Consider the following 25,452-nt stretch of genomic DNA (forward strand, 5'->3'; position numbering starts at 1 on the left):
TAAGTTTGGCATACTTTTAGCTGAGTGACAAGACGAAAGGACAGGATTTTTTCATGATCTATCTCGATTACGCAGCTACTACTCCGCTGCATCCACAAGCACTCGACCATTATCAACAAGCCGCTCAATCGTTCTACGGCAACAGTTCTTCTCTTCATGACATCGGTGGGGATGCAGAACGCCTGCTTCAACGAGCACGACAGTATCTGATGCAACAATTAGCTCAAAAAGAAGGATCTATCATCTTTACAGGAAGCGGTTCAGAAGCAAATTACATCGCTTTGACACACTTGATACGACAGAGTAACAAATCAGTTGTCTTGACACTTCGATGTGAACACGACTCGGTCTTGCTTCCACTTGCGCGCTGGGCACAAGAAACACGTCATTTTTCTCTACTGCCGGACGGAACGTTCGACTGGGATCGATTCGTTACGGCTTGTACGGACGAGGTTGGTGTCGTCTCGATTCAACACGTCAATTCGGATACCGGTTTTCGGTTCCCAGTCGAACGAATTGCAGTATATTGTCAATCGCGCGGGATTCTGTTTCATTGCGATGGGGTTCAAGGATTTTTAAAAGATGATATTACCATCGACTCCTTTGACGCTTACACGATGAGTAGCCATAAAGTCTACGGTCCTAAAGGGTTAGGTGCCTTGTATTTGCGACGACCGCTCTTTAGTCCCTACTACGAAGGACATCATGAGTTCGGGATTCGCCCAGGCACAGTCGATGTTCCGGGAATTGCCGCCTTCATCGCTGCCTGTGAGGCGTCGCGCTTAGAAAATCCAGGAATCCAGGCATCCAGTCAGGTATTTCGTGGTATGCTAAAAAAAACATTGTCTTCGTCTCGTTATCTGATCGTTGAATCTCCAACGCAACTGGCTTCCATCTGTGCCATCCATACGAAACAACGGGACGGTCAATACGCGTTGCTCGCCTTGAATCGTGCTGGAATCGCCGTTTCCGCCGGTAGTGCCTGTCGGGCTGGAGAAAATGGTCCGAATGCGACATTACGCGCCATCGGCTTCGATGAATCGGCGGCTCATGGATTGATTCGACTCAGTTTTGGAAGACACACGACGAACGAAGAAATCGAACAGTGCATTGATGTGTTGAACACGATCTCATGACACTGGAGAAAGGTAGGAGACATCATGGGGAAACGCATCTCCGGAGAAGAACGCCGGAAATCATTACTTCGTATGATTGAGGAAAGTGAACAACCTGTTACGGGAACAGCACTGGCGAAACAAGCAGGCGTCAGCCGCCAAGTGATCGTGCAGGATTTATCATTGTTAAAAGCAAAAGGATATCCCGTCATCGCGACAGCTCGTGGGTATTTGATCAATGACCCTGAAATCGACGGTTCGAAATTACGCCGCAAGATCGTCTGTCGCCACGGCATCGAGCAATTAAAGGATGAATGTGATGCCATCGTTGACGAAGGCGTCGTCATCCGGGATGTCATCATCGAGCATCCTGTCTACGGCTTCATTACAAGTGAGTTGATGCTAAAAAGCCGCCGAGATGTCCGTGTACTGCTTGAACAGCTAGAGGAGACACAAGCTACTCCACTGTCGAGCTTGACCGACGGAGTCCATATCCATACGCTTGAAGCGGATCATGAAGACGCACTAGAAGCAGCTATCGCAAAACTTGACCATCTTGGAATCCTCGTCTCGGAACTCGATGTCTGAACATCAAAAAACCGCCTATTCCTAAGGAATGAGCGGTTTTTATTGTTACATCGATTCAAGCGGTAGCTCTGGCATCATAGCGGGAGGATCAAACGTCGCTAAGACTTTCCGGACGCGGCGGTTCTCGATATGCAAGACCGTCAACGTGACACGTTCATAACGCATCGCCGTTCCGACGTCCGGCAGTTGTCCGCTTTCCTCCATGATCCATCCCCCGAGTGACTGGGCATCGGTGTCCGGCATCGTCAATTGAAATTGCTGACAGAAGTCTTCAATGTCATACTCCGCTAGACATTCGAATTGTTCTGGACCAATCCGTTTCGTGTATTCCAATGATTCATCGTGCTCATCCCAAATCTCCCCGACAATTTCTTCTAAAATATCCTCAAGGGTGATCAGACCTGCCGTCCCTCCGAACTCATCGAGCACGACTGCCATATGGGACTGCTTGACTTTGAGTTCCGGCAATAAATCCATCAATCGTGTCTGTGGTACGACGAACGATACCGGTCGAATCCATTCCCGGATATCGACGGAACCATTTTTCACGTATGCACGCAGAAAGTCCCGTTCCGATAAGACACCGATGACATGATCAATTGAGTCCTTATAGACCGGTAGACGAGAATAGCCGCCTTTTTGTACTTCTGCAAGGATGTCTTCGAGCCGCGCATCGATATCGATCGCTTGAATATCCATGCGTGGCGTCAAAGCATTCTCTACCGTTGCATGTTGAAAATCAACCGCCTGGTGGACAAGTTCAGCTTCAGCGATTCCCATAATTCCCTCTTCCTGACTGATATCGACGAGTGCCTTGAGTTCCTGTTCGGTCACGAGTGGCCCTTTGGGATCGGCTCCAATCAATCGAAGCGCAAACTGGCGTAAGCGGAGTAACAGGAAAACGAGCGGTCGAAAGCACAGTAAGAAGAAGCGCAGTGGACGTCCGATCAATAACACGTAACGTTCCGTATGCTCACGGGCATACGATTTCGGAATCAATTCTCCAAACAACAGCAACAGAAAGAACAGCCCAAGAAAGGCAATGGTCTGCGTTGCGATCGTCTCGGCGAACTGGATGATCCACCAGCCGCCAAACAAGATGAAGCCGACATTGACGAGCGTATTCCCGATCAAAATCGACGTCAATGTCTCCTCATAACGTTGAAGCAACCGAAACACACGGGACGCACGCGCGTCCCCTGCTTCAGACTGGTGCAACAACCGCAACCGATTGACACTCGCGAGTGCTGTCTCGGCTGAGGAAAAGAACGCGGATAAGATGAGAATCGGAATTAACCAAACGAATGAAATCATGGGCAATGGGTCCACGATGCTTTCACACTCCGTTTCCTAGTGGAATGAACCGCTTAGAAGGATGACTCAACGAATTCAAATTCGAAATCACGGATTCGAACGACATCGCCGTCGATTGCACCAAGACGACGTAACTCTTCGTCGACACCCATTTGACGCAGTGTCCGAGCGAAACGTTTAATCGATTCTTCACGCATGAAGTTCGTCATCGTGAAGAGTTTTTCGATTCGTGGTCCTTTGATGACGAAGCAGTCGTCTTCATCTTTCGAAATCGTAAAGCCGGCTTCAGGTGCTTCATAACCGTAGACGACACGTGGTGTCGCTGTTTTCTCTTCGAGTTCCTCAAGACCGAATTCTGGCGTCGCATCAACGAGGTCAGCGATTCGGAATAAGAGATCACGTAATCCTTGGCGTGTTGCTGCTGAAATCTCGAATACTTCAAGCTCTGGGAAAGCTTCCTTGAAGGCTTCGAGATGTTCTGCCGCATCCGGCATATCCATCTTGTTCGCGACGACGACTTGTGGACGCTCTGTCAAGCGGAGATTATAGTCCGCGAGTTCTTTATTGATGATGTTGTAGTCTTCGATTGGATCGCGTCCTTCCATCCCACTCATGTCGATGACGTGGACGATCACTTTCGTCCGCTCGACGTGACGCAGGAACTGATGACCGAGTCCGACGCCTTCACTTGCGCCTTCAATCAATCCTGGCAAGTCAGCCATGACGAAGCTACGGCTATCTTCCGTTTCGACGACGCCGATGTTCGGTGTGATCGTCGTGAAGTGATACGCGCCGATTTTTGGACGTGCTGCTGAAACGACAGATAACATCGTTGATTTCCCGACACTCGGGAAGCCGACAAGACCAACGTCTGCTAGCATCTTCAGTTCAAGCTTCAAGTACTTCTCTTCCCCTGGCTCACCGTTTTCCGCGTGTTCAGGTGCCGGGTTGGCTGGTGTCGCAAAACGTGTATTTCCACGTCCGCCACGTCCGCCTTTTGCGACGATCGCTTGTTGTCCATGATGGACGAGGTCAGCGATAACCGCGTTCGTATCATCATCATAGACGACCGTGCCTGGTGGAACCTTGACGATTAAATGCTCGGCTTTACGACCGTGCATCCCTTTTGACATTCCGTTTTCACCTTGAACCGCTTTAAAGTGACGTTTGTAACGGAAGTCCATCAATGTCCGAAGTCCTTCGTCGACTTCAAGGACGACGTGAGCTCCGTGACCACCGTCACCGCCAGCAGGACCGCCGTCCGGAACGTATTTCTCGCGACGGAACGCTACTTGTCCACGTCCTCCGTCACCTGCTTTTACATAAATATTTACCTGATCGACAAACATGTCGGATCCCTCCTCTTACTTCTCTTCCTCAAACGGAAGACTTTCAATCTCAATCACACACTCATTTTCCGTCTGCGACTCGATTTCCATCGGCGTCACTAGATCCTTAAGGCGCGACATATCTAGTAGATCCCGATAGATCTCGATGGTCACGCCCTCGTGGAAGGTCACGGATACTTCTCCTACTCCTACATCAATCATGGTGATGGCTGCTTCGACGAGTTGCTTCAACCGCTCATCTTCCATGTGGGGTGCTCCGATGACATCATACGTCACAGTTTTGCCTGACCATTCAGCTTGCAGCAACGCCAGTGCGGTTTTCGGCAATCCGATTTGCGCTAGACGTCCTTCCCGAGATGCTTGCTCCCGGTACGCCGAACAGATCGACTCGACTGCTTGTTCGTCTCCGATCGCGCCATACGAACGGACGAGTTGTATCCGGTTCAACCACTCGTGACGAAGAGTCTTTAAAAGATCAAGTACCTGTTGTTCCTCCATCGGTCGTTCCCTCCTAAAAAAAACAGACCCTAACCCTCGAAAGTGGCTAGAGTCTGCTTCGTCGATCCTTATGCTGGGTAAACGCTGACTTGTTTCTTGTCGCGTCCGAGACGTTCGAAACGAACGACACCAGTTGCAGTTGCGAAAAGTGTATCATCGCCACCACGTCCGACGTTCATACCTGGGTGAATCTTCGTACCGCGTTGACGGTAGAGGATTGAACCAGCAGAAACAGTTTGACCGTCTGCACGTTTCGCCCCAAGGCGTTTCGATTGCGAGTCACGACCGTTCTTTGTCGAACCTACCCCTTTTTTCGATGCGAAGAACTGAAGATTAAGTTTCAACATGTGGAATCCACCTCCTATACTTGTTCAAGTTGGATAAACTCACCGTAACTTTCAGCGATGGTACCAAGCTGGACCAAAGTCGCCTCCAGTAACAATTGGGTGCGTTCACTGACATCCGGTGCTAAGTCAGCATACGGTTCTACATAAAAGTAGCCACCTTCTTGTTGTTCTGCCATTTCAAGGAGCAGGACCTGCCCGAGTAATGCTTCTATGGCATTGTATGCCCCGAAGATCACCGACGAGACGCCGGCACAGACAAGGTCGAGACCTGGTTCTGCGAACTCGGCATGTCCTGTCACTTCGATGGAGCGGACGAGTTCCGCTTCATCTCGTCGAATCTTGACACGTATCATGGCTTACGCTTCGATTTTCTCGATGCGGACCTTCGTGTAAGGTTGACGGTGACCTTGCTTACGACGGTAGTTCTTTTTCGCTTTCATTTTGAAGACAGTGATCTTTTTCGCGCGAGCGTGTTTGATGACCGTTGCTACGACCTTCGCACCTTCTACGAGTGGAGCGCCGACTTTAACATCGTCACCACCAAGGATCAATACTTCACCAAATTCAACTGTGCTGTCGACGTCTGCGTTTAATTTCTCAACGTAGATTTCTTGGCCAGCTTCGACTTTGACTTGTTTACCACCAGTTTTGATAATTGCGTACATTACGTGCACCTCCTCTTAGGAACTCAGACTCGCCATCACGGGCAGCAGATGCTTTAAAACCCGGTCTGTGCGGTTGTAGTCATTTGGGTGCTTCCAAACGAACTAACGTTATTCAGAATACCAAACGTTCTTCCACCTTGTCAATGCTGTTCTGAAGGATTATTCCGATCGCTTGATGAAATCGAGACAGTCTTGTGACGACCCAGTGAATAGGACGGCTGGATCGCCTTCTAACACGTGCACCTCGAGTGGTTGGCGAGAGATGAATTCGTCTTGTAACAAGTGACGCGGCGCGCGAATCACGACCGCTTCCGCATAGGTCGCAATCTCAAGCAATTTCGGTTCAATCAACCGATAGACGCTTAATCGTGTCCATTGACCGGATTCCTGCGATCGTTCCTGCAATGATTTTCCGTGTCGTTGTCGCGTCAGTTCGCATAAGCCCATCTTCGTAAATCCATACACTTCGATTTGTTTCGTCTCGAGTGCGGCTCGTTCTTTGAGAAGTTGGGTCACCCGTGTCTGACCTTTACTTGAGCCACGTAAAAAATCGATTGCAATCATTCCGCTGATATTACGTAACCGTAATTGTCGCATAACTTCGACGGCAGCCGCTTCATTGATTTGATCAAACGTCCGCTTTTGTTCTTTGACCGAGATCGTCTTCCCACTGTTGACGTCGATGACAGTCATCGTCTCGACTTCTTCAATCAAGAGATACGCTCCTCCGTCGAGCCAGACGACCCGTTGCATCGCTTTTTCGATTGCCCCATCAATGGCTTCCATCTCAGGTAAGCGCCCTTTTCGTAGCGATCGTTCAACAGACAGACCGAGTAATTCGAGTCGTTCTTTTTCCTGACGCGTCATGACGAGCGCATCGGTGACATGCGGAAGTCGCTTCGCTTCCTGGACGATCAATGCCTCGTCTTGCTCAAGACGCGGCGCCTGCATGAGTTCTTTATGCCGTATCCGTAATGACTGTAACTCTTGTTTCAATTCGTCGATTGATGCTTTCGCTGCCTCCGTCCGGTAAAGAATCCCTTCTTCTTCCGTCGTCGTCAATTGCTCCGCCAGTTGACGCTGGACGACGAGATCCAACTTCCGACTGAAACGGACGCGGCGACCGTACGGGAAATAGACAAGATAACGTCCACCATAAGTGATGTTCTGCGTCACCTTGTGTTGCTTCGGTGCGACCCCTTCCTTGACGACCTGAACGAGCAATGTCTGCCCGACCTGGACGGCTTGTCCGATTGTTGGCACGTCCGGATAGCGACGAAGTGCTTCCACCGTTTCATTAAGCGGTAAGTAAAGCGGCGTACCGTCAGTCGCGATCAAAAAGGCTGCTCCGAGCGTCGGATGCAACCGGTCGACCTTGGCATAAACGAACGTTCCGACCCGGATCTCGTCACGCATCCGTTCATGATATTCAATCAATCGACCGCCTTCGACCAACGCCAATCGTTCGAGTGAAGCGGTCTGTTCACTAATCCATCGCATACTGATCCCTCCAAAAAAATTAGACTAGGCGCGACGATGTCGTCCTAGTCTAATTTCCCATTCTTATTTCATCCCAAGCATCTTCTTCAATTTGACGAAGAAACCTTTTTGCGGTTGTTCATTTAAATCAAGCAGTGGCACGGATTCTCCGAGAATCCGGCGGGCGATGTTCCGGTAGCCGAGTCCAGCCCGATTATCCGGATTCATCGTCACAGGCACACCGCGGTGCGAAGCGGCGATGACTTCTTCATCATCTATGATCAGACCAAGCAGATCGATTGAAAGAATACGCATAATCTCATCGATATCGAGCATATCACCTGATGCCATCATGTGCGAACGCACCCGATTGATGACGAGTTTTGGAACGATGTTTCGTTCTGAGCGTTCGAGCATCCCAATGATCCGGTCCGCATCTTGGACGGCTGCTTTTTCCGGTGTCGTTACGACGACAGCTTCATCCGCTCCAGCAATCGCATTCATGAATCCTTGTTCGATTCCTGCCGGGCAGTCAATCAATACAAAATCGTATTCAAGTTTCAGCGTGTCGATGATTGCCTTCACCTGTTCGGGTGTGACGGAGGACTTATCCTTTGATTGAGCAGCAGGCAACAGATACATCTCTTCAAAACGCTTATCGCGGACGAGCGCTTGGTGCAATTTACATTGTCCCGTTACGACATCAACGATGTTATAGATACTCCGGTTATCGAGACCAAGCACGATATCCAGATTGCGTAACCCGATATCTGTATCGACGAGACAAACCGAATGCCCCATCAATGCAAGTGCTGTTCCGATGTTCGCCGTCGTCGTTGTCTTACCGACGCCGCCTTTACCGGATGTGACGACGATGGCGCGTCCCATATTCGTCTTCGCCTCCATATGTACCTGTTCTTTCACTTGTTCCATATCCGTCACCCTCTTTCACTATCAATCGCAAACTGATCCATCCGCGCAAGCGGAACGGTTTGAAGGCGGGAGAATTCCACCCCGTCTTCGCCTAAAAATGCACAGCCCATATCGAGAGCAGGAATCGGTGCGTCATCCGGCTCCTCATGGACGGTTCCAGCGACCGCGACCCATTTCGGTTGCAACACACTTGCAGCGATGACTGCTTCCGTATTACCACCTTTACCTGCATGAACGGTACCACGCAAAGCTCCGAGACAATAGATACTTCCTGTCGCATGTACGACCGCCCCCGGATTGATATCTCCGATGATGACGATCGAACCTTCAACATCTAATACGTGCCCACTGCGTGCCGTGCCACCAAAATAATGGAACGTCCGCTCTCCGTACAAGGCTTTTGCCTCGTCTTTCGTGATGCATTCACTGTCATAGCCTTTGAAAGAGAAGGAATCATGTCGCGCGACGATAGATTCGACGGCCGTCAACACCCCTTCATCGACATAACGTCGACCGAAGAAGAAGGTGATGGGTACGGCGCGTCCGTTCTCGACGGATTTGTCCGCAAGCGTCAACTCTAAATCGTCAAGAAATTCATCCACACTGCACCTTTCATTCACATAGACGGCGAGGCCACCACGATGGCCTTTCATCGTTACATAACGTTTACGCTCAATCATGACTCATCCTCTTTTCTCGTCAAGGGTCGACTGCACGAGTCGGGTCATCGGATAATACAGGATGATGATCCCGATCAACTGGGCAACCAAACTCCTTGGAATGATCTGTGTCGCGAGTTCTTGGAAGGAAACCCCGACACCAACGACCGAAGCCGTGAAGAAATATATATCGAGTTCATACAAAATGGCACTGAACGTGAACGTGACGAGAATCGTCAATACGTTCTCCTTTACATATTTTAGCACGAAGCTACTAAAAAGCGGAATGGCGGATAACGCAAATAAGTAAATTCCGATAATATCCGAGTACACGAAATCATAGAGCAATCCGAAAACGAGTCCGAATCCGAGTGCTTGTTCAAGCTTCCCGTACCGACCGAGGAACATCAGACCGATCAAGGTCGTATGAATGACATACGGCGAACCATCTCCAAGCGGTCCCGCGAACAACGTTCCTTCTAAGATAAAAAGAAGGAACACGGCGAAAAACAACTTAACGTTATTCACGAGTGTCCCCTCCCTTATCGGTCTCAGCGAAAGGTTCCTTCGCTTCGCGTTCAATCACGAAGACATGACCGAACTGTTCGAAGTCTGCTGCCGGTTTGACGTATGCGATTTTCGAAGCCCCATACTGATCGGATTTCACTTCTTCGATTTTTCCGATGACGATCCCGCTCGGATACTTTCCACCAAGACCGGACGTCGTGACGGTCTGCCCTTTTTTCAGCTTCGCGTCGTTCGGAATTTTCGTGAACTTGAGTAGTTTCGTCTCTTCATCGAAGCCTTCAATCGTTCCGAAGACTCCTTTTCCTTTCGTGTCGTCTGCCGTTGCCGAAACGTTATTCGTCCGACTCGTATCCGACATCAACTGCACAAGGGACGTATAAGCGCTCGCCTGGATGACGCGACCGATCAATCCATCTGCTGTTACGACGGCCATGTTCGGTTTGACCCCTTTTTGTTCGCCGATGTTAATCGTCACGAACCGTTGCCATTCGGACGATGTCCGCCCGATCATCTCTGCCGGTAACAGTTTATAGTCGCGAATCGAACCTTTGAGGTCGAGCATGTCTTTTAATTCTTTATTCTCACGCTCAAGATCACGGACTTTAACGGCATTGCCGGCATAGTCGTTCAATCGTGATTTCAAGTGTTCATTTTCTTTGTACACGTCACGCACTTCTTTAATCGAAGTGACCGTATCATCAATCCAGCCAATCGGTGTCGCGAAAAGGCGTTGACCGACGCCCACGGTATCACGCACGAAGCTTTGATACCAGTGGGATTGGTTACGCCCTTGCAGCGAAATCCCGATTAAGATCACCAAAAGGAGAAAACTAAGGAGTGTGATGAGCAGTTTTCGATTATTTAAAAATCGCTTCATCGCTCATCCCGTCCTTATCTTTTTTGCGAGATGCCTGATTTCGAACGAAGGACATTCATCATCTCGAGTGATTTTCCTGTACCGATTGCGACACAATCAAGTGCGTTTTCTGCAACGAGTGTCAAAATACGTGTTTCGTCTTCGATGACAGCATCAAGGTTCTTCAAGAGCGCCCCACCACCTGTCAGGACGATACCGCGGTCCATGACGTCTGCTGATAATTCAGGAGGTGTCTGCTCAAGCGTGTGCTTAACACCTGCAAGAATCGCTTCGACCGTATCTGAAAGTGCGTCACAAATTTCAGCACTTGTGACTTCGATCTGTTTCGGAAGACCTGTGACGAGGTCGCGTCCACGGATTTCCATCGTTTCGTTCTCTGATTCTTCATCGATGCGAGCATAACCGATCGTCATTTTCAACGTCTCAGCTGTCCGTTCCCCAATCATCAAGTTGTATTTCGATTTGATGTAACGAATGATAGACTCATCCATCTCATCACCACCGACACGGATCGATTGGCTTGTGACGATACCACCGAGTGAGATGACAGCAACTTCTGTCGTACCACCACCGATGTCGACGACCATCGAGCCTGTTGGTTCTGAAACCGGAAGACCTGCACCGATTGCTGCTGCGAATGGTTCTTCGATCGTGTATGCTTCACGCGCACCCGCAAGTTTCGCTGCATCTTCAACCGCACGTTTTTCGACCGATGTAATACCACTTGGTACACAGATCATGACGTTCGTCTTAGAAGAGAACAAGCCTTTTTTCTTTGAAGCTTGATCCATGAAATATTTGATCATCGTAGCGGTTGTTTCATAATCCGCGATAACCCCGTCTTTCATCGGGCGTCGTGCAGTCACGTTACCCGGCGTACGACCGATCATGTTTTTTGCTGCATTACCAACTGCCTCAATTTTCCCTGTATCCGTACGGAAAGCAACGACGGACGGTTCACGGACGACGATTCCTTGCCCCTTTACATACACGAGCGTGTTAGCCGTACCTAAGTCAATGCCGATTTCACGGCTGAATGATCCAAACATTATTCAAAAAACCCCTCTCTGAGAATACACTTCACTAATTATAACGGAAAAGCCTTCATTGGAAAGCGTTAAAACGTTACAGCTTGTTTACAGTTCGCCTTAGAAAACACACAAAAAAACGTCTGACGGAAAGAAACGAAACTTTCCCTTCAGACGTTATTCTTACATAAATCCGCGCTGTTTCATACTAATAAATTGTCCATGCCCGATGATGATGTGGTCAAGACAACTGATTCCAATGAGTCGTCCTGCCTCAACAAGTCGCTCGGATACCTCGATATCTTCACGACTTGGCGTTGGATCACCGGACGGATGATTATGGACGGCAATGAAGTTCGCAGCCGAGCAGCGAATCGCTTCCCGGAAGACGTCTCGCGGGTGGACGATTGACGTGTTCAATCCTCCAATGAATAACGTCTTTTTCGAGACAACCTCATTTTTCGTATTCAAATACAGGCAGATGAAATGTTCCTGTTGATAGAGGCGCATTTCTTCTAACAACAGCTCCGCGGCGTCTTCCGGTGAACGGATCGTCGGTCGAACCCACTTCGGTTCCGTGACGAGACGACGACCGAGTTCCAGTCCAGCCATGATTTGCAACGCCTTTGCCTTTCCGACACCTGGTGCTTTCTCGAGTCCACCGACTCCAGCTGCCTCGAGTTCAATCAATGAAGGATAGATGTGCAGTAATTCTTCCGCGATTTCGAGCGGTGTCCGGTCGCGCGTTCCGCTTCGGACAAGACATGCCAACAACTCGACTGTCGTCGCTTGTGCTAAGCCTTTCAACTGAACCATATCCTTCGGCCATTCAATCACAGCATCCGACCTCTCTGTTTCAGGATTACGCAAACATCGGCTTGATCGCAAAGGACGCGAGACGTTTCGTGATTTCGTGGATTGGCAATCCGACAACATTATAGTAATCGCCCTCGATCGCTTCGACGAACAGACCACCCATCGCTTGAATACCATACCCACCCGCTTTATCATAGGGCTCGGTCGTCGCGATATACCCTTCAATCCATTCGTTTGGCAATGCACCAAAACGAACATGTGTCGTCACGTCGAATGTCTCTTCCTTCTCACCAAAGCGAATCGTTACTCCTGTCACGACTTCATGTGCGCGTCCCGATAGACGCGCGAGCATCGCCCGTGCCTCTCCCCTATCTGCTGGCTTCTCGAGAATCATATCGTCAATTGCAACGACTGTATCAGCTGCCAGAATGACACCGTCTGTCGTAATCGCTCGCGCTTTCTTTTGCGATAGATGACGGACGTATTCATGCGGGGACATCGGGTAAGGCGCTTCTTCAACGACATTCGCCGGTACGACTGCGTGAGCGATTCCGATTTGTTGCAGGAGCTCTGTCCGGCGCGGTGAAGCTGAGGCGAGAATCAAGTGTGGTTGCGTTATCATCAGTATCACGTTCTTTCCCATTAATTTCGAATCGCATAATTCGAGTCATCGAATAGTCTAACAAAAAACAAGCGGTCCCTAACAGCATAGGAACCGCTTGTTTTCTTTTAATTTCCTGTCACATCGACAAATGGATCCGACTTCGGCGTCTTCTCCTCGAGTGGCGTTTGTTTATCCGGCGTCAACTTCGTCAGGTCCGGACGATAATACGATTCGATCTCGACTGTGAATGAAAGCATCTCATCCTCAAGCAAGACCGTCCCACTACTCGGACCCGGTTCTTCCGGTCCCGATAACTGGATTTGGCGTAAGACCGTGATTCGATCCGTCCGCTCGATTTGTTTTAAGAATGCCATCAATTCAAGATACGACGGGGCTTCAACCGTCAATGACGCCGGAAGTGGCGTCGCATTCGCTGTGGTCGTTCCTGTCGCCGCAGCTGTTGTCGCTTGATCTTGATCAGACTCCGTCGCCATTGCTCCGTCAACGGCAGGCGTTGATGTCACCGGTGACTGTGGCGTTGGCGTTGTGGTCGCCTGACCAAACGTGATCGACTGGACTTTGACACCCGCAATCTGACTCGACGCGTTAATCGCATCGATGACGTCATCGTTCGCTGCCGTCACCGGGACTTTTTGTTGCAGGAAGCTCGACTCAGCGACGTCGACTTTCTGTTCGTTCGCTTTCGCTTGCTCGAGCACCATCTGTTCCCGTTTCAACGTCGCTTCTTTTTCTTGCAACGTTTGGTGTGTCGTATAGGTCGTATAACCGAAGTAACCGACCGCACCGAGAACGATCAAGATCGTTAGACCGAGGAGGATGAAGCTACTATAACGTTTCAATTGTCCGGCACCTCCTCGATTTCAGTCGTTACATTCGGATCAGTCGTCTCCGTCGTCGGATCGGTTGAAGGATTCGCTTCCGTCGAGCTATCCGTTTCCGATTCAGACGGCTGATCTTCTTTTGGTACTGCCGGATCAGCTTCGTTCGTTTCGCCTTTGACGACTTCCGTCGGGTTAACGTTCAATGAAAATTGTCCGATATAACGTGGTTCTTCAGATTTCGCATCATCCGACGGTGTGATTTCCGTCGTCGGAATTTCTTGCCCGGTCGTCGGATCAACCGTCGTCGTCGTGACGACGTCTGCCTTTTCATTCATCGTCCGTGTCGTCACACTCGCAAGGTTCGTTCCTGAGAAGACTTTATCCGTCAACAATTCACGATAAAAATCGTTCAGTTCATCAAGCGTCTCGAATTGGGTCGTCATCGTCACGGCATGGTCTGCCCCATACGCGAATTGAAGAATATAACCGCGTTCCGGGAGATAACGGGTAATCCGTTCAAGCGTCGGTACGGCAGGACGTGGCGTCGTCTCGAGTCCTTCGACTGTCTGTTTGAGTTGCGCGACTTCCTGCTTTGCCGATTGATCCGATTCCGACTGCAACTGACGGACGATCTGGATTTGATCGTTCGTCGATTCGACGCGATCCGCGAATTGATCGGTTTGCCAGTAGAGATAACCACCAGCGAGTCCGCCGAACAACAACAGAATGAGTGAAGCGACAAGCGGATATTTCGGTGCTTCGTCGTTTTCCGGTAATAAGTTGATGCGGTCTTTTCGCGGTGAAGCAAGACCAGCGAGCGGTAAGTACGCTCGTGGAATTGACTGTCCGTCAATCGTCATCATATCTGGAATTTCATCGAGACTTAAATCAAAGTTCGACCGGAAACGTGTTGCCAGTTCATCACGGAATGGGAAGTCCCCGGCAAGGACGACATTCGTGATCTCTCGTCCTTCGCGCGCGAGCGAAAAACGATAGAAATCGAGTACACGCGAGAACTCGAGCAACATCTCATCTAAGACGAGTTCGACCGTCGGATCATCCGAGCGGTAACGATAATGCAATTGATCATCGATGACATCAACATCCCACGCGTCAGCCGCAAACGTGTCGACCGAGCGAATCAGACGTGGCACGTGATCTTCGATAATGATCAGCTGGTGATTCGTCGCATTCGCATTCCAGATCAATAAAGTATCGGCTTCTGTTGTAACTGGGTGATGAGATTCAATCCCGAAGTAGGTTGCAAGCGGTTGAGGTTCAGCAGCAACCAGTCGCAAATGCTTTTGTTTGAACAGTTGCGTGTATTGCTTTAGCGCTTCGTTTGGGGCGGCATAGAGCATGATTTCCCGCTTGCCGTCTTCTTCAAGAACCGTGTAATCAAAATATGGTTCTTCAAACGGTAAGACGATACTATGTCCGATCTCCATAAACAAATAGCCACGGATTTGATTCGTCTCGATCGTCTCCGGAATATCAAGTTTCCGGGCGAGAACGAGTGAACCATCGAGCGCGAGCACCGCTTGCGAACCACGCGGTACTTTCAGTTTCGTCAGTAACCCGTCAAAGATGAAATCAAGCGAGGCTTCCGGCTGTAACCAGCCTCCTTGAAGTGTTCCTGGCGGCAGCGCGACGACTGCCCGGCGCTTGATGACGCCTTTTTTGACGACCGCACCGAAGATTGCGACATCGGTAAAATTAAAGTAGATATAAGTCCCTTTACGCCGTTGCGCCATATGTACGTTCTTCCTTTCTTAAAGCAGTAAATCGAGGTACCACGATACCCAATCATCCGCAAAATAATATGTCAGTAATGTTCCGACAGCAATCGACGGAACGAAGGGAATGGGTTGTTTCCGCTTCACGCGTCCGAGTCCAAGTAATGTTAAGCCAAGAACGGAACCAACGAATGCCGAGACGAACAAGGCAATGACGACGTGAAGCGGTCCAAGGAAGATTCCAAGCAGTCCGAACAGTTTGACATCCCCTGCCCCCATACCACGACGGGAAGCAAGAAAGATGACGAATAATAGAACGAACCCGACGATTCCACCAATAATTGGATTATACCAGTTTTCGAGTGGAGAAAGGTAGCGCACAATCAAGGCAATTGGCAAAAAGATAAGTAAAATTTTATTCGGAATCAGCATGTAGGCTAAGTCCGACATCGTTAGGATAAACAGCAAGCTCGTCAGGACGAGCGTCAACGCCAGTTCCATCGACCAGCCGAACTGCCAAAAGGCATAGGCGTAGAGAATCCCTCCGAGTAATTCAAGCGCTGGATACTTGATTGAAATTGATTGTCCGCAAGAGCGGCACTTCCCACCAAGTACTGCGTAACCGAGTACCGGTGTCAGTTCAAGCGGTCCTAGGACATGCCCACATGTCGGACAATGGGAGCGCGGATGAACGATCGACTCCCCGACCGGGACGCGCAGACCGACGACGTTCGTAAACGACGTGATGAGTAAGCCTAACAAGAAAAAATAAACCGTGAAGACGATCGTCATGACACGACCTCCCTTTCAAAAAAGTTCAGAAAAAAACCCCCGAGGAGGGGGTAAGGATTATTCTACTGTAACTCCAGCTCGTTTTAAATCTCCTGGCTTAGCACCAGTAAAGTACGTATTTCCTTTTTTAGCACTTAAAAGAGTAACTGCATAAGTAAACTTACCTTGTTTTTCAGTTACAACTACATATGAAGAAGCATATGCTGCATCTGAGTTCAAAGAATCTTTCATTTCATCAATGTACTTATCTAGTGTATCTTCATTAGCCTTTGCATCTTCAGAATCTTTAGATGGAATTGGGTCGCCACCATCTTTGATACCAAGTTTAATCTGTTGACCCGGTTGCATCGGATTTGCAGATGTATAAAGTTTTGCTGCTGCAACTAATTGCTTCGCATCCGAAACAACGGCATCTTTACGTGAGTTCTCAATCAAACCACCGATTGCGACGACAGCGATTGCTGCAATGATTCCTAAGATAACGACGACGACGAGTAACTCGATCAACGTCAATCCACGCTCATCGCGCATTTGTTTTGCATCTAACCAGATTTCTTTTAAACGTTCTACCATTTTCTTTATGCCTCCCTAGTACTTTTTCACTGTTCTTGGTTAGTAGGTAATACTATCCAGATGAATACTATTATAGTAGCACCATATTTTTTGTAGAATATGTCTTTTTTTCACATCAGGTAAATGTTTTTACAATTGTCAACTCGCTTGTATATCCGAGTAAATTTTAAACATCGGTACGACGACGGCAATGACGATGACACCAACGATTGCTGCTAAGACAACGATCAAGAGTGGCTCAATAATTGACTTTAAACGGTCTGTCGTCGTCTCGACTTCTGTCTCATAGAAGTTCGCGACTTCTGTCAGCATCGTATCAAGACGTCCTGACTCTTCCCCGATCGCAATCATCTGCGTGACGAGAGGTGGAAAATATTTGTTTTTCTCAAGTGGTTCGTGCATTGGAATGCCACGTGCCATCGCTTCGTTGGCGCCCGCAATCCCTTTCCGGATGATCCGATTCGTGACGATTCGCTCCGTGATGTCGAGTGAGGCTAAAATTGGGACGGAAGCATTAAGCAGGACGGACAGCCCCCGGGTCATCAAGGCAATCTGCGACTTTTGGATCAGGGGACCAAAAACGGGAATAATTAATAAAAAGCGATCGAAAAATAGTCGTTGGCGTTCGTTTTTTAAATTAAAGTACAGTAATCCAATTAATCCAAAAGCAATTAACAACATGACCCACCAGTACGCGACGAAGAAATCCGATACGGCGACGACGAGCTTCGTGATCAAAGGCAACTCACTACCAAGCTGATCAAAGATCGATGCAAACGTTGGTACGACGTTCATCATCAAGAAGACGACTACCCCCACGGCAACGAGTGAAACGACCGCTGGGTAGATCAATGCCGAGATGACTTTCCGTTTGATTTCATATTGTTTTTCAAGTTGGGTGACGATGTTATCAAGTGCTTCCTCGAGATTCCCACTTGCCTCTCCCGCCATCGCCATGCTGACGAAGAATGTATCAAAGACCCGTGGGTGTTTTTCAATCGCTTGTGAAAACTGAATCCCACTCCGTAAGTCATCTTCGACCTCAACGAGCGCCCGTTCGAGTGGTTTCGACTCCGTCTGCTTCCGCAGAATTTCCGTCGCCTTGACGATTGAGACACCGGACCGCACAAGTGTCGCGAACTGACGGGCATACATGACGAGATGTTCAATTTTCGGTTTTGCACTGAGAAACGTAATCTCGGTGTTTAATCCTTTCGACTCTTGCTTTTGAAGCGAAGTCACAGCAATCTGATCCGTCCGCAACCGTTCTGCGGCTTCTCGTTTCGTCAGTGCTGTAATCTTGCCTTTCTTTCGTTTGCCGGCCATCGTCCGACCTTCATAAATGAATACTGCCATGTGTTCACCCCGATATGTACGGTGATGCAGCAGAAGCCGGAATCAATCCCCGACTGACGAGATCCTGCAATGCCATCTGCATCGTCTGCATGCCGTATTGTTTACCCGTCTGCAGGACGGATTGAATCTGATATTCCTTACCGGTCCGAATCAAGTTCGAGACAGCTGGTGTATCGACCATGATTTCGAGGGCTGCGACGCGACCTGTTCCATCCGAACGCGGCATCAAGCGTTGCGAGATGACACCCGCAAGGACGTTCGCCAGTTGAGCTCGAATCTGATCTTGTTGCTCTGACGGGAAAACATCGATGATTCGGCTAACCGTTGAGGCAGCCGTCGACGTATGGACCGTTGCAAAGACGAGGTGACCCGTCTCCGCTGCCGTCACGGCGGTCGCAATCGTCTCAAGGTCCCGCATCTCCCCAAGCAAAATGACATCTGGATCTTGACGGAGCGCTGAACGTAAGCCGGTTGCAAAGCGTGGCGCATCGATCCCGATTTCTCGCTGATCGATCAGGCTTTTATGATGACTATGTAAGTATTCAATCGGATCTTCGAGCGTAATGATCCGTTTATACATCGTCTGATTGATTTCATTGATCATCGCTGCAAGCGTTGTCGATTTTCCAGAACCAGTCGGACCCGTGACGAGAATCAAGCCGTGTGGTTTTGTTAAGAATCGTTTTAAAACAGGAGGCAACGCTAATTGCTCAAGCGTTGGTACCTCAGTCGGAATCGTCCGAAACGCCATTGACAAAGCACCCCGTTGATAAAAGCAGTTTACCCGGTACCGAGCGACACCGGTCACACCGAACGAAAAATCGATATCCCGGTCCTGTTTTAGCTGTTGATACATCTCTTCCGTGATCAATGACTGTACAAATCCATCAATGATGATTGGTTTCATCTTCTCCGTCCCAAAAGGTGTCAACGTCCCGTTGATCCGAAAGACGGGCGGTGATCCCGCCGTCAAGTGAACATCTGACGCTCCTCGTTCTTTTGAGGAGCGTAAAATATCTTCGATTTGTGCCCGTTCCATCGTACTGTTCATTCTGAAATCACCGTCCGTAAAATCTCTTCTGTCGTCGTAATACCGTCCGCGACTTTTGATAGACCATCTGCAAGTAGGAATCGTTGTCCTTGCTCCTTAACGTACGCTGTGATGTCACTTTCCGTCGATTGATTCATGATCATTCGGCGTAACACTTCATCAATCATGATGACTTCTTGAATCGCAACCCGTCCGCGGTACCCCGTCATGTTACAAGACGAGCAACCACGTCCACGCATGACCGTTGTCGCTTCGATTCCTTCTTGATCAAATAACTCTTGCTCTCGTGTTGAAATCGGATGGACTTCGCCACAATCGCGACAGACACGGCGAACGAGTCGTTGAGCAATCAATCCACTGATTGAAGCGGCTACGAGGAACGGTTCGACTCCCATGTCAATCAATCGCGTGATCGAGCTAACGGCAGAGTTCGTGTGCAAGGTCGAAAGAACCAAGTGTCCTGTCAGCGAGGCGCGAATCGAAATCTCAGCCGTCTCGATATCTCGAATTTCCCCGACCATGACGACGTTCGGATCCTGACGAAGAATCGAGCGAAGACCACTCGCAAACGTCAACCCAATCTTCGCGTTGACTTGAACTTGGTTGATTCCATCGACTTGATACTCGACCGGATCTTCAACAGTGATGATGTTGCGTGACTCGTCATTCAACTCATTTAACGCGGCATACAATGTCGACGATTTCCCGGACCCAGTCGGACCGGTGATCAAGATAATCCCGTTCGGTCGCTTCAGCATCTCCCGGAACTGTGACTCGTTTCGCGAACTAAAACCGATTTTTGAAATCGAGATGTTCGAGTTGGAGCTGTCAAGAATCCGGATAACGACCTTTTCACCGTAAACCGTCGGCAAGGTCGAGACACGGAAATCATACGGTAACCCGTTAAAGACATATTTAATCCGTCCATCCTGTGGTAAGCGTGACTCGGTGATATCAAGTTCACTCATGACTTTGATCCGCGTCGTCAAAATGCTTTGAATCTGTTTCGGATAATTGTTCTCCGTCCGCAACTCTCCATCAATCCGGATTCGGATCGTCATCGAAGTTTCCTGCGGATCCATATGAATATCCGATGCACGCTGGGCAATCGCGTTCTCTAGAATTTGATTGACGAGTCGGATGATGGGTGCATCTTCACGCGTTACGACATCACGAGATTGATCCGACTCCATCATGTCATCGGATTCTAGTAGCTCCCGTAACGACGAATCAATGTCATAATACTTCAGGATCGTTCGTCTGATTTCGTCACGTGTCGCGATTCCGACATCAATCGATAAACCGGTCTGCATACGTAAATCATCGATCGCGATTAAATCCATTGGGTCTGCCATGGCAATAAATAAACGGTTTCCTTCCCGATAAACCGGAACGAGCGTGTGCCGCTGTGCCAAGTCTTTTGAAATTAGTTTCGTGACAGCTACGTCAACTGGATAGTTGTATAGCTGGATGATCGGAATCTTCAATTGATGGTGCAGTGCTTCTAATAGTTGTTGTTCCGTCAAGTGCCCGAGTCGAAGCAGTGCATCGCCGAGTTTTTCGGTCGATCGTTTGACCGTCAACGCCTCTTCGACTTGCTGTTCTGTCACAAGGCTTTCTTCGATCAACATTTCCCCTAAACGTTTTCGTTTCATTGCCATTTAACGAGTCATCCTTCCGCGTGCCATGTTTCTTCTTCCTCTAACACATCCGGTTTTTGATGTTTTTCATCAACTACACTTGTCACGACTGCCGTCAACAGACATAAGACGACAATCCCCGTGAGAACGAGTGGGTTCGTGATCCAGTCGAGTTGAATACTGAAATAGATCAACGTCACGATCAAAATCGCCGCAACAGATAAAATCGCTTTCGTCGTCACCGTCGTCACATAAGGAATCGTCACCGCAAACATCAGTCCACAGATGATCGTCGCTAGACCGATAATGATACCGAGTTCAATTGCTATCGTCGTCCAGTTCATCTCTTCTCCTCCTTCTTATCCGACAGGTTCCCCTGTTGTTTCACCTTCTACTGGTGAAGCAGGGTCACCCGTTTCATTACTATCCGGTGTGTCGGGTGTCGTCGGACTTGTCGGAGACGTTGGTGTATCCGGTGTCTCAACTCCGTCCGTCTGCGGTTCATCCGTCGTTTGATCGTCTGTCTCATCTGTATTCGTTGAATCATTGGAATCATTCGTATCCGTCGAATCATCAGAGTTCGTGTCGTCTTCCGGTTCAGGTACGACGACAGGTGCTTGTTCTTCTTGACTACTCTTTGTGATGATTGCTGGGATTGCTGCATAGAAATCAAGGGATAATAACTGCTTTTTCTCACCTTGAGTCGTCTTCGTCACGCGATAGACTTCGATTGACTTTCCGTCCTCTCCCGCTTGAGTATCATTTGTCGTTCCTGCCGTAAGCGTTGCAGAATAACGTGTAATCGTCCGGAACGGAATCGATTTTTCGCCTTCAAGGACGGTCGTAACCGTTTCTTTGAACGGCGTGCCTTGCAATTCAAGTGTGACATCACTTCCGTTTTGTGTCGCAACGACACGATAGATCGATGCTTGTGTATTACGAACGGCAAAATCTGTTTTCTCATCAATTTTGACGTCATATCCTAGTGTGATGTCGTCTGGTAATGACGTATGTGGCATCCGTTCGACGATTTCAAATGGAGTCTTTGCGAACAGTTCGTATAACTTACTGCCAACATATGATCCCGCGACCGCATCCATACCGTACGTCTTGACATTCATTAATTGTCCCGGCTTGATCTCCACATTCATCATCGCCGTGATCATCTGTTCTTCAGCGGCAGACCGCGTCGAGAATGATACTGTCGATACGACCTCACCTGCCGGATCGACTGCAGCTTCCGATTGAGCAGGATCAAAGTTCCCTTCCTGTAACGTTTTACTCGTATCAATTAACCATGTCTTAAAAGCAAGGCGTTGCTCATCCGAGTAACTGATCGGCTGTGACGCCAGAAAGTTCTCAAGCGCCGCTTCGTCTACCGCAACCATCAAGTCTCCGCCTTTTTTCAAAGAAGCTTTTTTTACAGAGTCATCAGCGTTGATTTTCACGACTTCTGTTGGAATCGGTGTCGTCTCTTCTCCTGTTCCAGTTGACAGCGGCGTTTTCTTCGTCCACTCCGTAATCGCTTTCTCGACTTTCGATTGTGCTTCCTTTCGATCCATGCCACTGACTGGAACCGATCCAATACGTGCTGTCTCAGAAAATGTCGTAGGTGCCGTTGCTTTACCGGTAAAGGAAATCAAGGCAAACGATGGTACGTAAATCAGGGCTACAAGTACAAGTAATAAGAGTGTATGTATAACAAAACGCTTTGGATTAATCATCATCTGTTTCCTTTCTGTATGAATTTAATCATTTCAGGTGCCTAGTATTTCCATTATAATGAATATTATGATGAAACATAAGTCCTATCCTGACAAATCCTTTCATGATCTGTGAATAGGTGCTGTTTTTGATTTTCTAGAAAAATCATTGAGGACCTTTCATTCTCATCTATCATGAAGTAGAGGTGAATCCATGCATCGCGAGCAAGGCGGTTTTTCGCTAATCGAAGTACTAGTCAGTATCACGATTTTATCTATCATATCGGTATCTCTTATCAGTATTTTTTCTCAGTCACTAGCTGCTTCGCGTGACAGTACAGAGTTGACGTTCGCGAATTATCTGGCAAAAAATGCAACATCTTATATCAAGCGAGAAGCTTTAGAAGCGACACGTGACGAACCATTCGCTTTTAGTTCTCTATCTACACAAGCAGACAAAGCCACTTATCTAAATGGAAACTATGTCATTCCCGAGCCCACGTCTCCTTCTTGTGGACTATCGGCTATATGTACATCAATCTTTACTAATCCTGAAATCAATAATATTGCCTTTGACGTCAAATACAGTGTGACACCTCGGAAAATAGAAGGAGTCGTTAATCCAAATCTTCTTGACTTACATGTATTCGTCTATATAGAAGGTACATCTGAACCGATTACGTCATTGAAAGGATCGATTACGAATGCGACGCTCAATCAAAGTTTTCCGACAACAAAATGATGGATTCTCACTTGTCGAATTGCTTGTTGCGATCGTCATTGCCTCGATCTTTAGTGCGGTCATTTTGACCGTATTCATTTCGGGTACGAAAAGCTTTCGGGCAACTGGGATCATCAGTGAACTACGCAGTGAAGCTGATAGTCGAGTCGGTATCATCTTAAATGAAATCAGTGGATTTGATGCAATTCGGGTCGATGAAGCAAAACAATTATCGTTTTATAAAAGATCACTTCCTGTCTTGAACGCCGATACTGGATTACTTGAACGCGCCAGTGGATTCGAACCTTTTGACGCAACAGAAGAATCATCTTCTTCAGAAGAGAAAGCGAGACCAGTCCGTTATACATTCGCAGAACAAACATTGGACAGTACCGAACTAACGTATGAATCAGCGACACAGTCAATCGACGACCAAACTGAATTACTACAGACTTTCAAGTTATCGAGTCCGGAGTATCAAACCATTACATCAGGAACGTATCCGGGTCGCTACGTCATTCACGGTATTTTAACGATTACAACTACAATTCAATCGACAGATCATGAGGAAGTTCAGACCTTCACGAGTACGATTGGATTTTAACTCAGAAAGGAACACGGTATGCGTAAATCCGAAGAAGGCTATACATTACTTTTCGTTCTTGTGACTTTAACAGTCCTGTCCGTTCTCGCTGTTGCGACAATCGGTATCAGCTTACAGTCGAATCGCTTAACTGAAATCCGTGAGACAGATATCGATGTCGAGACGACGACACAAAATGATCTTGATTTAGCAGTCGCCTCCCTGCAAAACATCGTCTCTAAGACGACCGGGACTTCACCAACGACTTCTTCTCAAGCATTGTTTGAGAATCTCGATAATTCTATCGTTTTACCCTTAAAATCAATTGTTCCGAACGTGACCGTCAAGCTGAATGAAACCGCATCAAACGTCCGGGTCAAAGCGTTTGATTTAACAGCGACAGTTTCAAAACAAAAAGGCGACCAGCCGACAATAAAAAAAACGTATCGACAACGTGTCTATTTATCTGCCATTCCTAGTTTTTTGTACTATACGTTAGGCTCAGATGATCAAGTCATCTTAAATGGTGCTCCCTTGATCGAAGGTAATATTTTTTCCCGCAACGCCCTGCAAGCAACTGCGACCCCGATATTCAAATACAATAATGAGGATGGTACCTTCACTAATACTAAAGCACTTCCCTACATCGCAGGTCAGGTACGCGTTTTCCAAGAGAAGACTCAGCCATTATTGAAGTGTAGGGATTACCTCGTGTGTGATAAAACGATTTTTGATCCGAAAGGTGCAACGGAGCTAGTATCAACGAAAGAAACATTAGTTCCGTTCGATTTCGACTATGCGTTGAACGATTTCTTGAAATTACCAGTGAATACGCCTTTTACGCAAGTGGCTTCTGCATTAAAAAATTCTTCAATTCCACAATCTATATTAAAGGGACCATTTTTAACAGAACTTGATACGAAGCGACAAATGATCAGTCCAGCATTGAACACAGGCAATACTGTGACATTGACAGATGATCTTGTTCAAGAAACACTCGAACCTTTAATCATTAACGGCAATTTAACGATTTCTTCCTTGAATCCATTGACACAGCCGCTCGAGATCAAGCGTCCTCTCGTCGTTCTTGGCAACTTACTGATTCGAGGAAATGTTGGATTTGCAACAACGATTTATGCGACTGGAACAAGCCGTCTGGATGACGCAAACATCCAAGGGCTGACTTCGACTGCTAAACAAAATACATTGATTTTACTCAGTAAAGGAAATCTTGTCATTAACCGAGTCAATAAATTCTCAACGCCTCAGACGACTATACCTGATTTAAATGCTTTTCTGTATAGTGACGACGATCAAAAAAATACGATTTATTCAGTAGGTTCAACAATGAATGTACGTGGAGGAATCTTTACGAAAGGACAACTCGAAGTCAACGCCTATCGTGGAAAATTAGATTTACCAGAAAATGCGTTTCCTGCAAACATAAGAGAACTCGAAAAACTGATGGTCGCTAACAAATCATCTGACTTTGAAGCTTCCCGTCTACGCATGGCGTATGATGCGACAGTATTGAAAAACCCTACTGCACTACTTCCACTCAACCGAGCCGTCCAATTGTATGTTGAAACACCAAAACGTATTCAACCATAAGGAGCATGAAAAAGAGTCATTCGTCAGCGACGAACGACTCTTTT

28 protein-coding genes and 1 other annotated feature are annotated in these 25,452 nt (G+C 48.0%); of the genes, 5 read left to right on the forward strand and 23 right to left on the reverse strand.

The features are described from left to right. Nucleotides 1-53 precede the first annotated feature (53 nt). Together ACY2IG_RS12080 and ACY2IG_RS12085 are read left to right on the forward strand one after the other, a co-directional pair. The gene (locus tag ACY2IG_RS12080) at nt 54-1,136 is read left to right on the forward strand and encodes a cysteine desulfurase family protein (protein WP_462617968.1); all 1,083 of its coding nucleotides are present in this window, start codon (nt 54-56) and stop codon (nt 1,134-1,136) included. A 24-nt stretch (nt 1,137-1,160) separates the two neighbouring features. Further along, nucleotides 1,161-1,703 carry a 3H domain-containing protein gene (locus tag ACY2IG_RS12085; RefSeq protein ID WP_462617969.1) on the forward strand — a complete coding sequence of 181 codons (543 nt, stop codon included), beginning with the start codon at nt 1,161-1,163 and terminating at the stop codon, nt 1,701-1,703. 45 nt (nt 1,704-1,748) lie between these two features. Here the strand turns inward: ACY2IG_RS12085 and ACY2IG_RS12090 are convergent, their stop codons facing one another. The 23 genes from ACY2IG_RS12090 to ACY2IG_RS12200 form a co-directional block, all read right to left on the reverse strand. Continuing rightward, the gene (locus ACY2IG_RS12090) at nt 1,749-3,017 is read right to left on the reverse strand and encodes a hemolysin family protein (RefSeq protein ID WP_069201482.1); all 1,269 of its coding nucleotides are present in this window, start codon (nt 3,015-3,017) and stop codon (nt 1,749-1,751) included. 53 nt (nt 3,018-3,070) lie between these two features. Continuing rightward, nucleotides 3,071-4,366: a GTPase ObgE gene (gene obgE, locus ACY2IG_RS12095; protein ID WP_023468943.1), complete on the reverse strand. Its 1,296-nt coding sequence runs from the start codon at nt 4,364-4,366 to the stop codon at nt 3,071-3,073. A 15-nt stretch (nt 4,367-4,381) separates the two neighbouring features. Further along, nucleotides 4,382-4,864: a Spo0B domain-containing protein gene (locus ACY2IG_RS12100; protein WP_308101818.1), complete on the reverse strand. Its 483-nt coding sequence runs from the start codon at nt 4,862-4,864 to the stop codon at nt 4,382-4,384. Nucleotides 4,865-4,932: 68 nt separating this feature from the next. Further along, nucleotides 4,933-5,211 (reverse strand): 50S ribosomal protein L27, encoded by a 279-nt coding sequence (gene rpmA, locus ACY2IG_RS12105; RefSeq protein WP_012370976.1) that lies wholly within the window; start codon nt 5,209-5,211, stop codon nt 4,933-4,935. A 14-nt stretch (nt 5,212-5,225) separates the two neighbouring features. Next, nucleotides 5,226-5,564, reverse strand: a complete 339-nt coding sequence (locus ACY2IG_RS12110) for a ribosomal-processing cysteine protease Prp (RefSeq protein ID WP_023468945.1) — start codon at nt 5,562-5,564, stop codon at nt 5,226-5,228. Between the two features lie 3 nt (nt 5,565-5,567). After that, entirely contained in the window at nt 5,568-5,876 is a 309-nt protein-coding gene (rplU, locus tag ACY2IG_RS12115) for a 50S ribosomal protein L21 (RefSeq protein ID WP_012370978.1), read from the reverse strand. 15 nt (nt 5,877-5,891) lie between these two features. Further along, nucleotides 5,892-5,961, reverse strand: a sequence feature (ribosomal protein L21 leader region). A 74-nt stretch (nt 5,962-6,035) separates the two neighbouring features. Next, complete coding sequence (locus tag ACY2IG_RS12120) at nt 6,036-7,376, reverse strand: ribonuclease E/G (protein ID WP_290751810.1); 1,341 nt, start codon at nt 7,374-7,376, stop codon at nt 6,036-6,038. 63 nt (nt 7,377-7,439) lie between these two features. Beyond that, nucleotides 7,440-8,243: a septum site-determining protein MinD gene (minD, locus tag ACY2IG_RS12125; RefSeq protein WP_029342255.1), complete on the reverse strand. Its 804-nt coding sequence runs from the start codon at nt 8,241-8,243 to the stop codon at nt 7,440-7,442. 50 nt (nt 8,244-8,293) lie between these two features. Then, nucleotides 8,294-8,968 carry a septum site-determining protein MinC gene (locus tag ACY2IG_RS12130; protein WP_035406484.1) on the reverse strand — a complete coding sequence of 225 codons (675 nt, stop codon included), beginning with the start codon at nt 8,966-8,968 and terminating at the stop codon, nt 8,294-8,296. 3 nt (nt 8,969-8,971) lie between these two features. Next, nucleotides 8,972-9,475: a rod shape-determining protein MreD gene (gene mreD / locus ACY2IG_RS12135; protein WP_035406481.1), complete on the reverse strand. Its 504-nt coding sequence runs from the start codon at nt 9,473-9,475 to the stop codon at nt 8,972-8,974. Beyond that, nucleotides 9,468-10,352, reverse strand: a complete 885-nt coding sequence (mreC, locus tag ACY2IG_RS12140) for a rod shape-determining protein MreC (RefSeq protein ID WP_056062539.1) — start codon at nt 10,350-10,352, stop codon at nt 9,468-9,470. Before mreC ends, mreD begins: the two co-directional genes overlap by 8 nt. 14 nt (nt 10,353-10,366) lie before the next feature. After that, a complete protein-coding gene (locus tag ACY2IG_RS12145) occupies nt 10,367-11,401 on the reverse strand; it encodes a rod shape-determining protein (protein WP_029342258.1) in 1,035 nt (344 codons plus the stop codon). A 162-nt stretch (nt 11,402-11,563) separates the two neighbouring features. After that, entirely contained in the window at nt 11,564-12,196 is a 633-nt protein-coding gene (gene radC, locus ACY2IG_RS12150; RefSeq protein ID WP_050677672.1) for a RadC family protein, read from the reverse strand. A gap of 46 nt (nt 12,197-12,242) precedes the next feature. Then, nucleotides 12,243-12,818 (reverse strand): Maf family protein, encoded by a 576-nt coding sequence (locus ACY2IG_RS12155; protein WP_462617970.1) that lies wholly within the window; start codon nt 12,816-12,818, stop codon nt 12,243-12,245. 107 nt (nt 12,819-12,925) lie between these two features. Continuing rightward, a complete protein-coding gene (locus tag ACY2IG_RS12160) occupies nt 12,926-13,660 on the reverse strand; it encodes a hypothetical protein (protein WP_462617971.1) in 735 nt (244 codons plus the stop codon). Next, nucleotides 13,657-15,396 (reverse strand): fimbrial assembly protein, encoded by a 1,740-nt coding sequence (locus ACY2IG_RS12165; protein ID WP_462617972.1) that lies wholly within the window; start codon nt 15,394-15,396, stop codon nt 13,657-13,659. The genes ACY2IG_RS12160 and ACY2IG_RS12165 overlap by 4 nt, the downstream gene beginning before the upstream one ends. A gap of 18 nt (nt 15,397-15,414) precedes the next feature. Then, nucleotides 15,415-16,170, reverse strand: a complete 756-nt coding sequence (locus ACY2IG_RS12170; RefSeq protein WP_035406466.1) for a prepilin peptidase — start codon at nt 16,168-16,170, stop codon at nt 15,415-15,417. A gap of 57 nt (nt 16,171-16,227) precedes the next feature. Continuing rightward, nucleotides 16,228-16,743 carry a type II secretion system protein gene (locus ACY2IG_RS12175; protein ID WP_462617973.1) on the reverse strand — a complete coding sequence of 172 codons (516 nt, stop codon included), beginning with the start codon at nt 16,741-16,743 and terminating at the stop codon, nt 16,228-16,230. Between the two features lie 138 nt (nt 16,744-16,881). Next, nucleotides 16,882-18,099 carry a type II secretion system F family protein gene (locus ACY2IG_RS12180; protein ID WP_035406463.1) on the reverse strand — a complete coding sequence of 406 codons (1,218 nt, stop codon included), beginning with the start codon at nt 18,097-18,099 and terminating at the stop codon, nt 16,882-16,884. Between the two features lie 4 nt (nt 18,100-18,103). Then, nucleotides 18,104-19,150, reverse strand: a complete 1,047-nt coding sequence (locus ACY2IG_RS12185; protein ID WP_035406460.1) for a type IV pilus twitching motility protein PilT — start codon at nt 19,148-19,150, stop codon at nt 18,104-18,106. Then, on the reverse strand, nt 19,147-20,811 hold the full coding sequence (locus ACY2IG_RS12190; RefSeq protein WP_056062559.1) for a GspE/PulE family protein: 1,665 nt from the start codon (nt 20,809-20,811) through the stop codon (nt 19,147-19,149). The genes ACY2IG_RS12185 and ACY2IG_RS12190 overlap by 4 nt, the downstream gene beginning before the upstream one ends. Nucleotides 20,812-20,819: 8 nt before the next feature. Beyond that, nucleotides 20,820-21,134 carry a hypothetical protein gene (locus tag ACY2IG_RS12195; RefSeq protein WP_035406455.1) on the reverse strand — a complete coding sequence of 105 codons (315 nt, stop codon included), beginning with the start codon at nt 21,132-21,134 and terminating at the stop codon, nt 20,820-20,822. Between the two features lie 15 nt (nt 21,135-21,149). After that, nucleotides 21,150-22,517: a G5 domain-containing protein gene (locus ACY2IG_RS12200; RefSeq protein ID WP_462617974.1), complete on the reverse strand. Its 1,368-nt coding sequence runs from the start codon at nt 22,515-22,517 to the stop codon at nt 21,150-21,152. Nucleotides 22,518-22,707: 190 nt separating this feature from the next. Between ACY2IG_RS12200 and ACY2IG_RS12205 the strand changes: the two genes are divergently transcribed. From ACY2IG_RS12205 to ACY2IG_RS12215, 3 genes are read left to right on the forward strand one after another with little or no spacing between them, the layout of a single operon-like run. Continuing rightward, nucleotides 22,708-23,235, forward strand: a complete 528-nt coding sequence (locus ACY2IG_RS12205) for a prepilin-type N-terminal cleavage/methylation domain-containing protein (RefSeq protein WP_035406451.1) — start codon at nt 22,708-22,710, stop codon at nt 23,233-23,235. Then, nucleotides 23,198-23,818, forward strand: coding sequence for a PilW family protein (locus tag ACY2IG_RS12210; protein WP_056062568.1), 621 nt, complete (start codon nt 23,198-23,200; stop codon nt 23,816-23,818). The genes ACY2IG_RS12205 and ACY2IG_RS12210 overlap by 38 nt, the downstream gene beginning before the upstream one ends. Nucleotides 23,819-23,836: 18 nt before the next feature. Next, nucleotides 23,837-25,408: a type II secretion system protein gene (locus tag ACY2IG_RS12215; RefSeq protein ID WP_462617975.1), complete on the forward strand. Its 1,572-nt coding sequence runs from the start codon at nt 23,837-23,839 to the stop codon at nt 25,406-25,408. Nucleotides 25,409-25,452: the final 44 nt, after the last annotated feature.

Source organism: Exiguobacterium sp. EF_C8 (assembly GCF_054956715.1).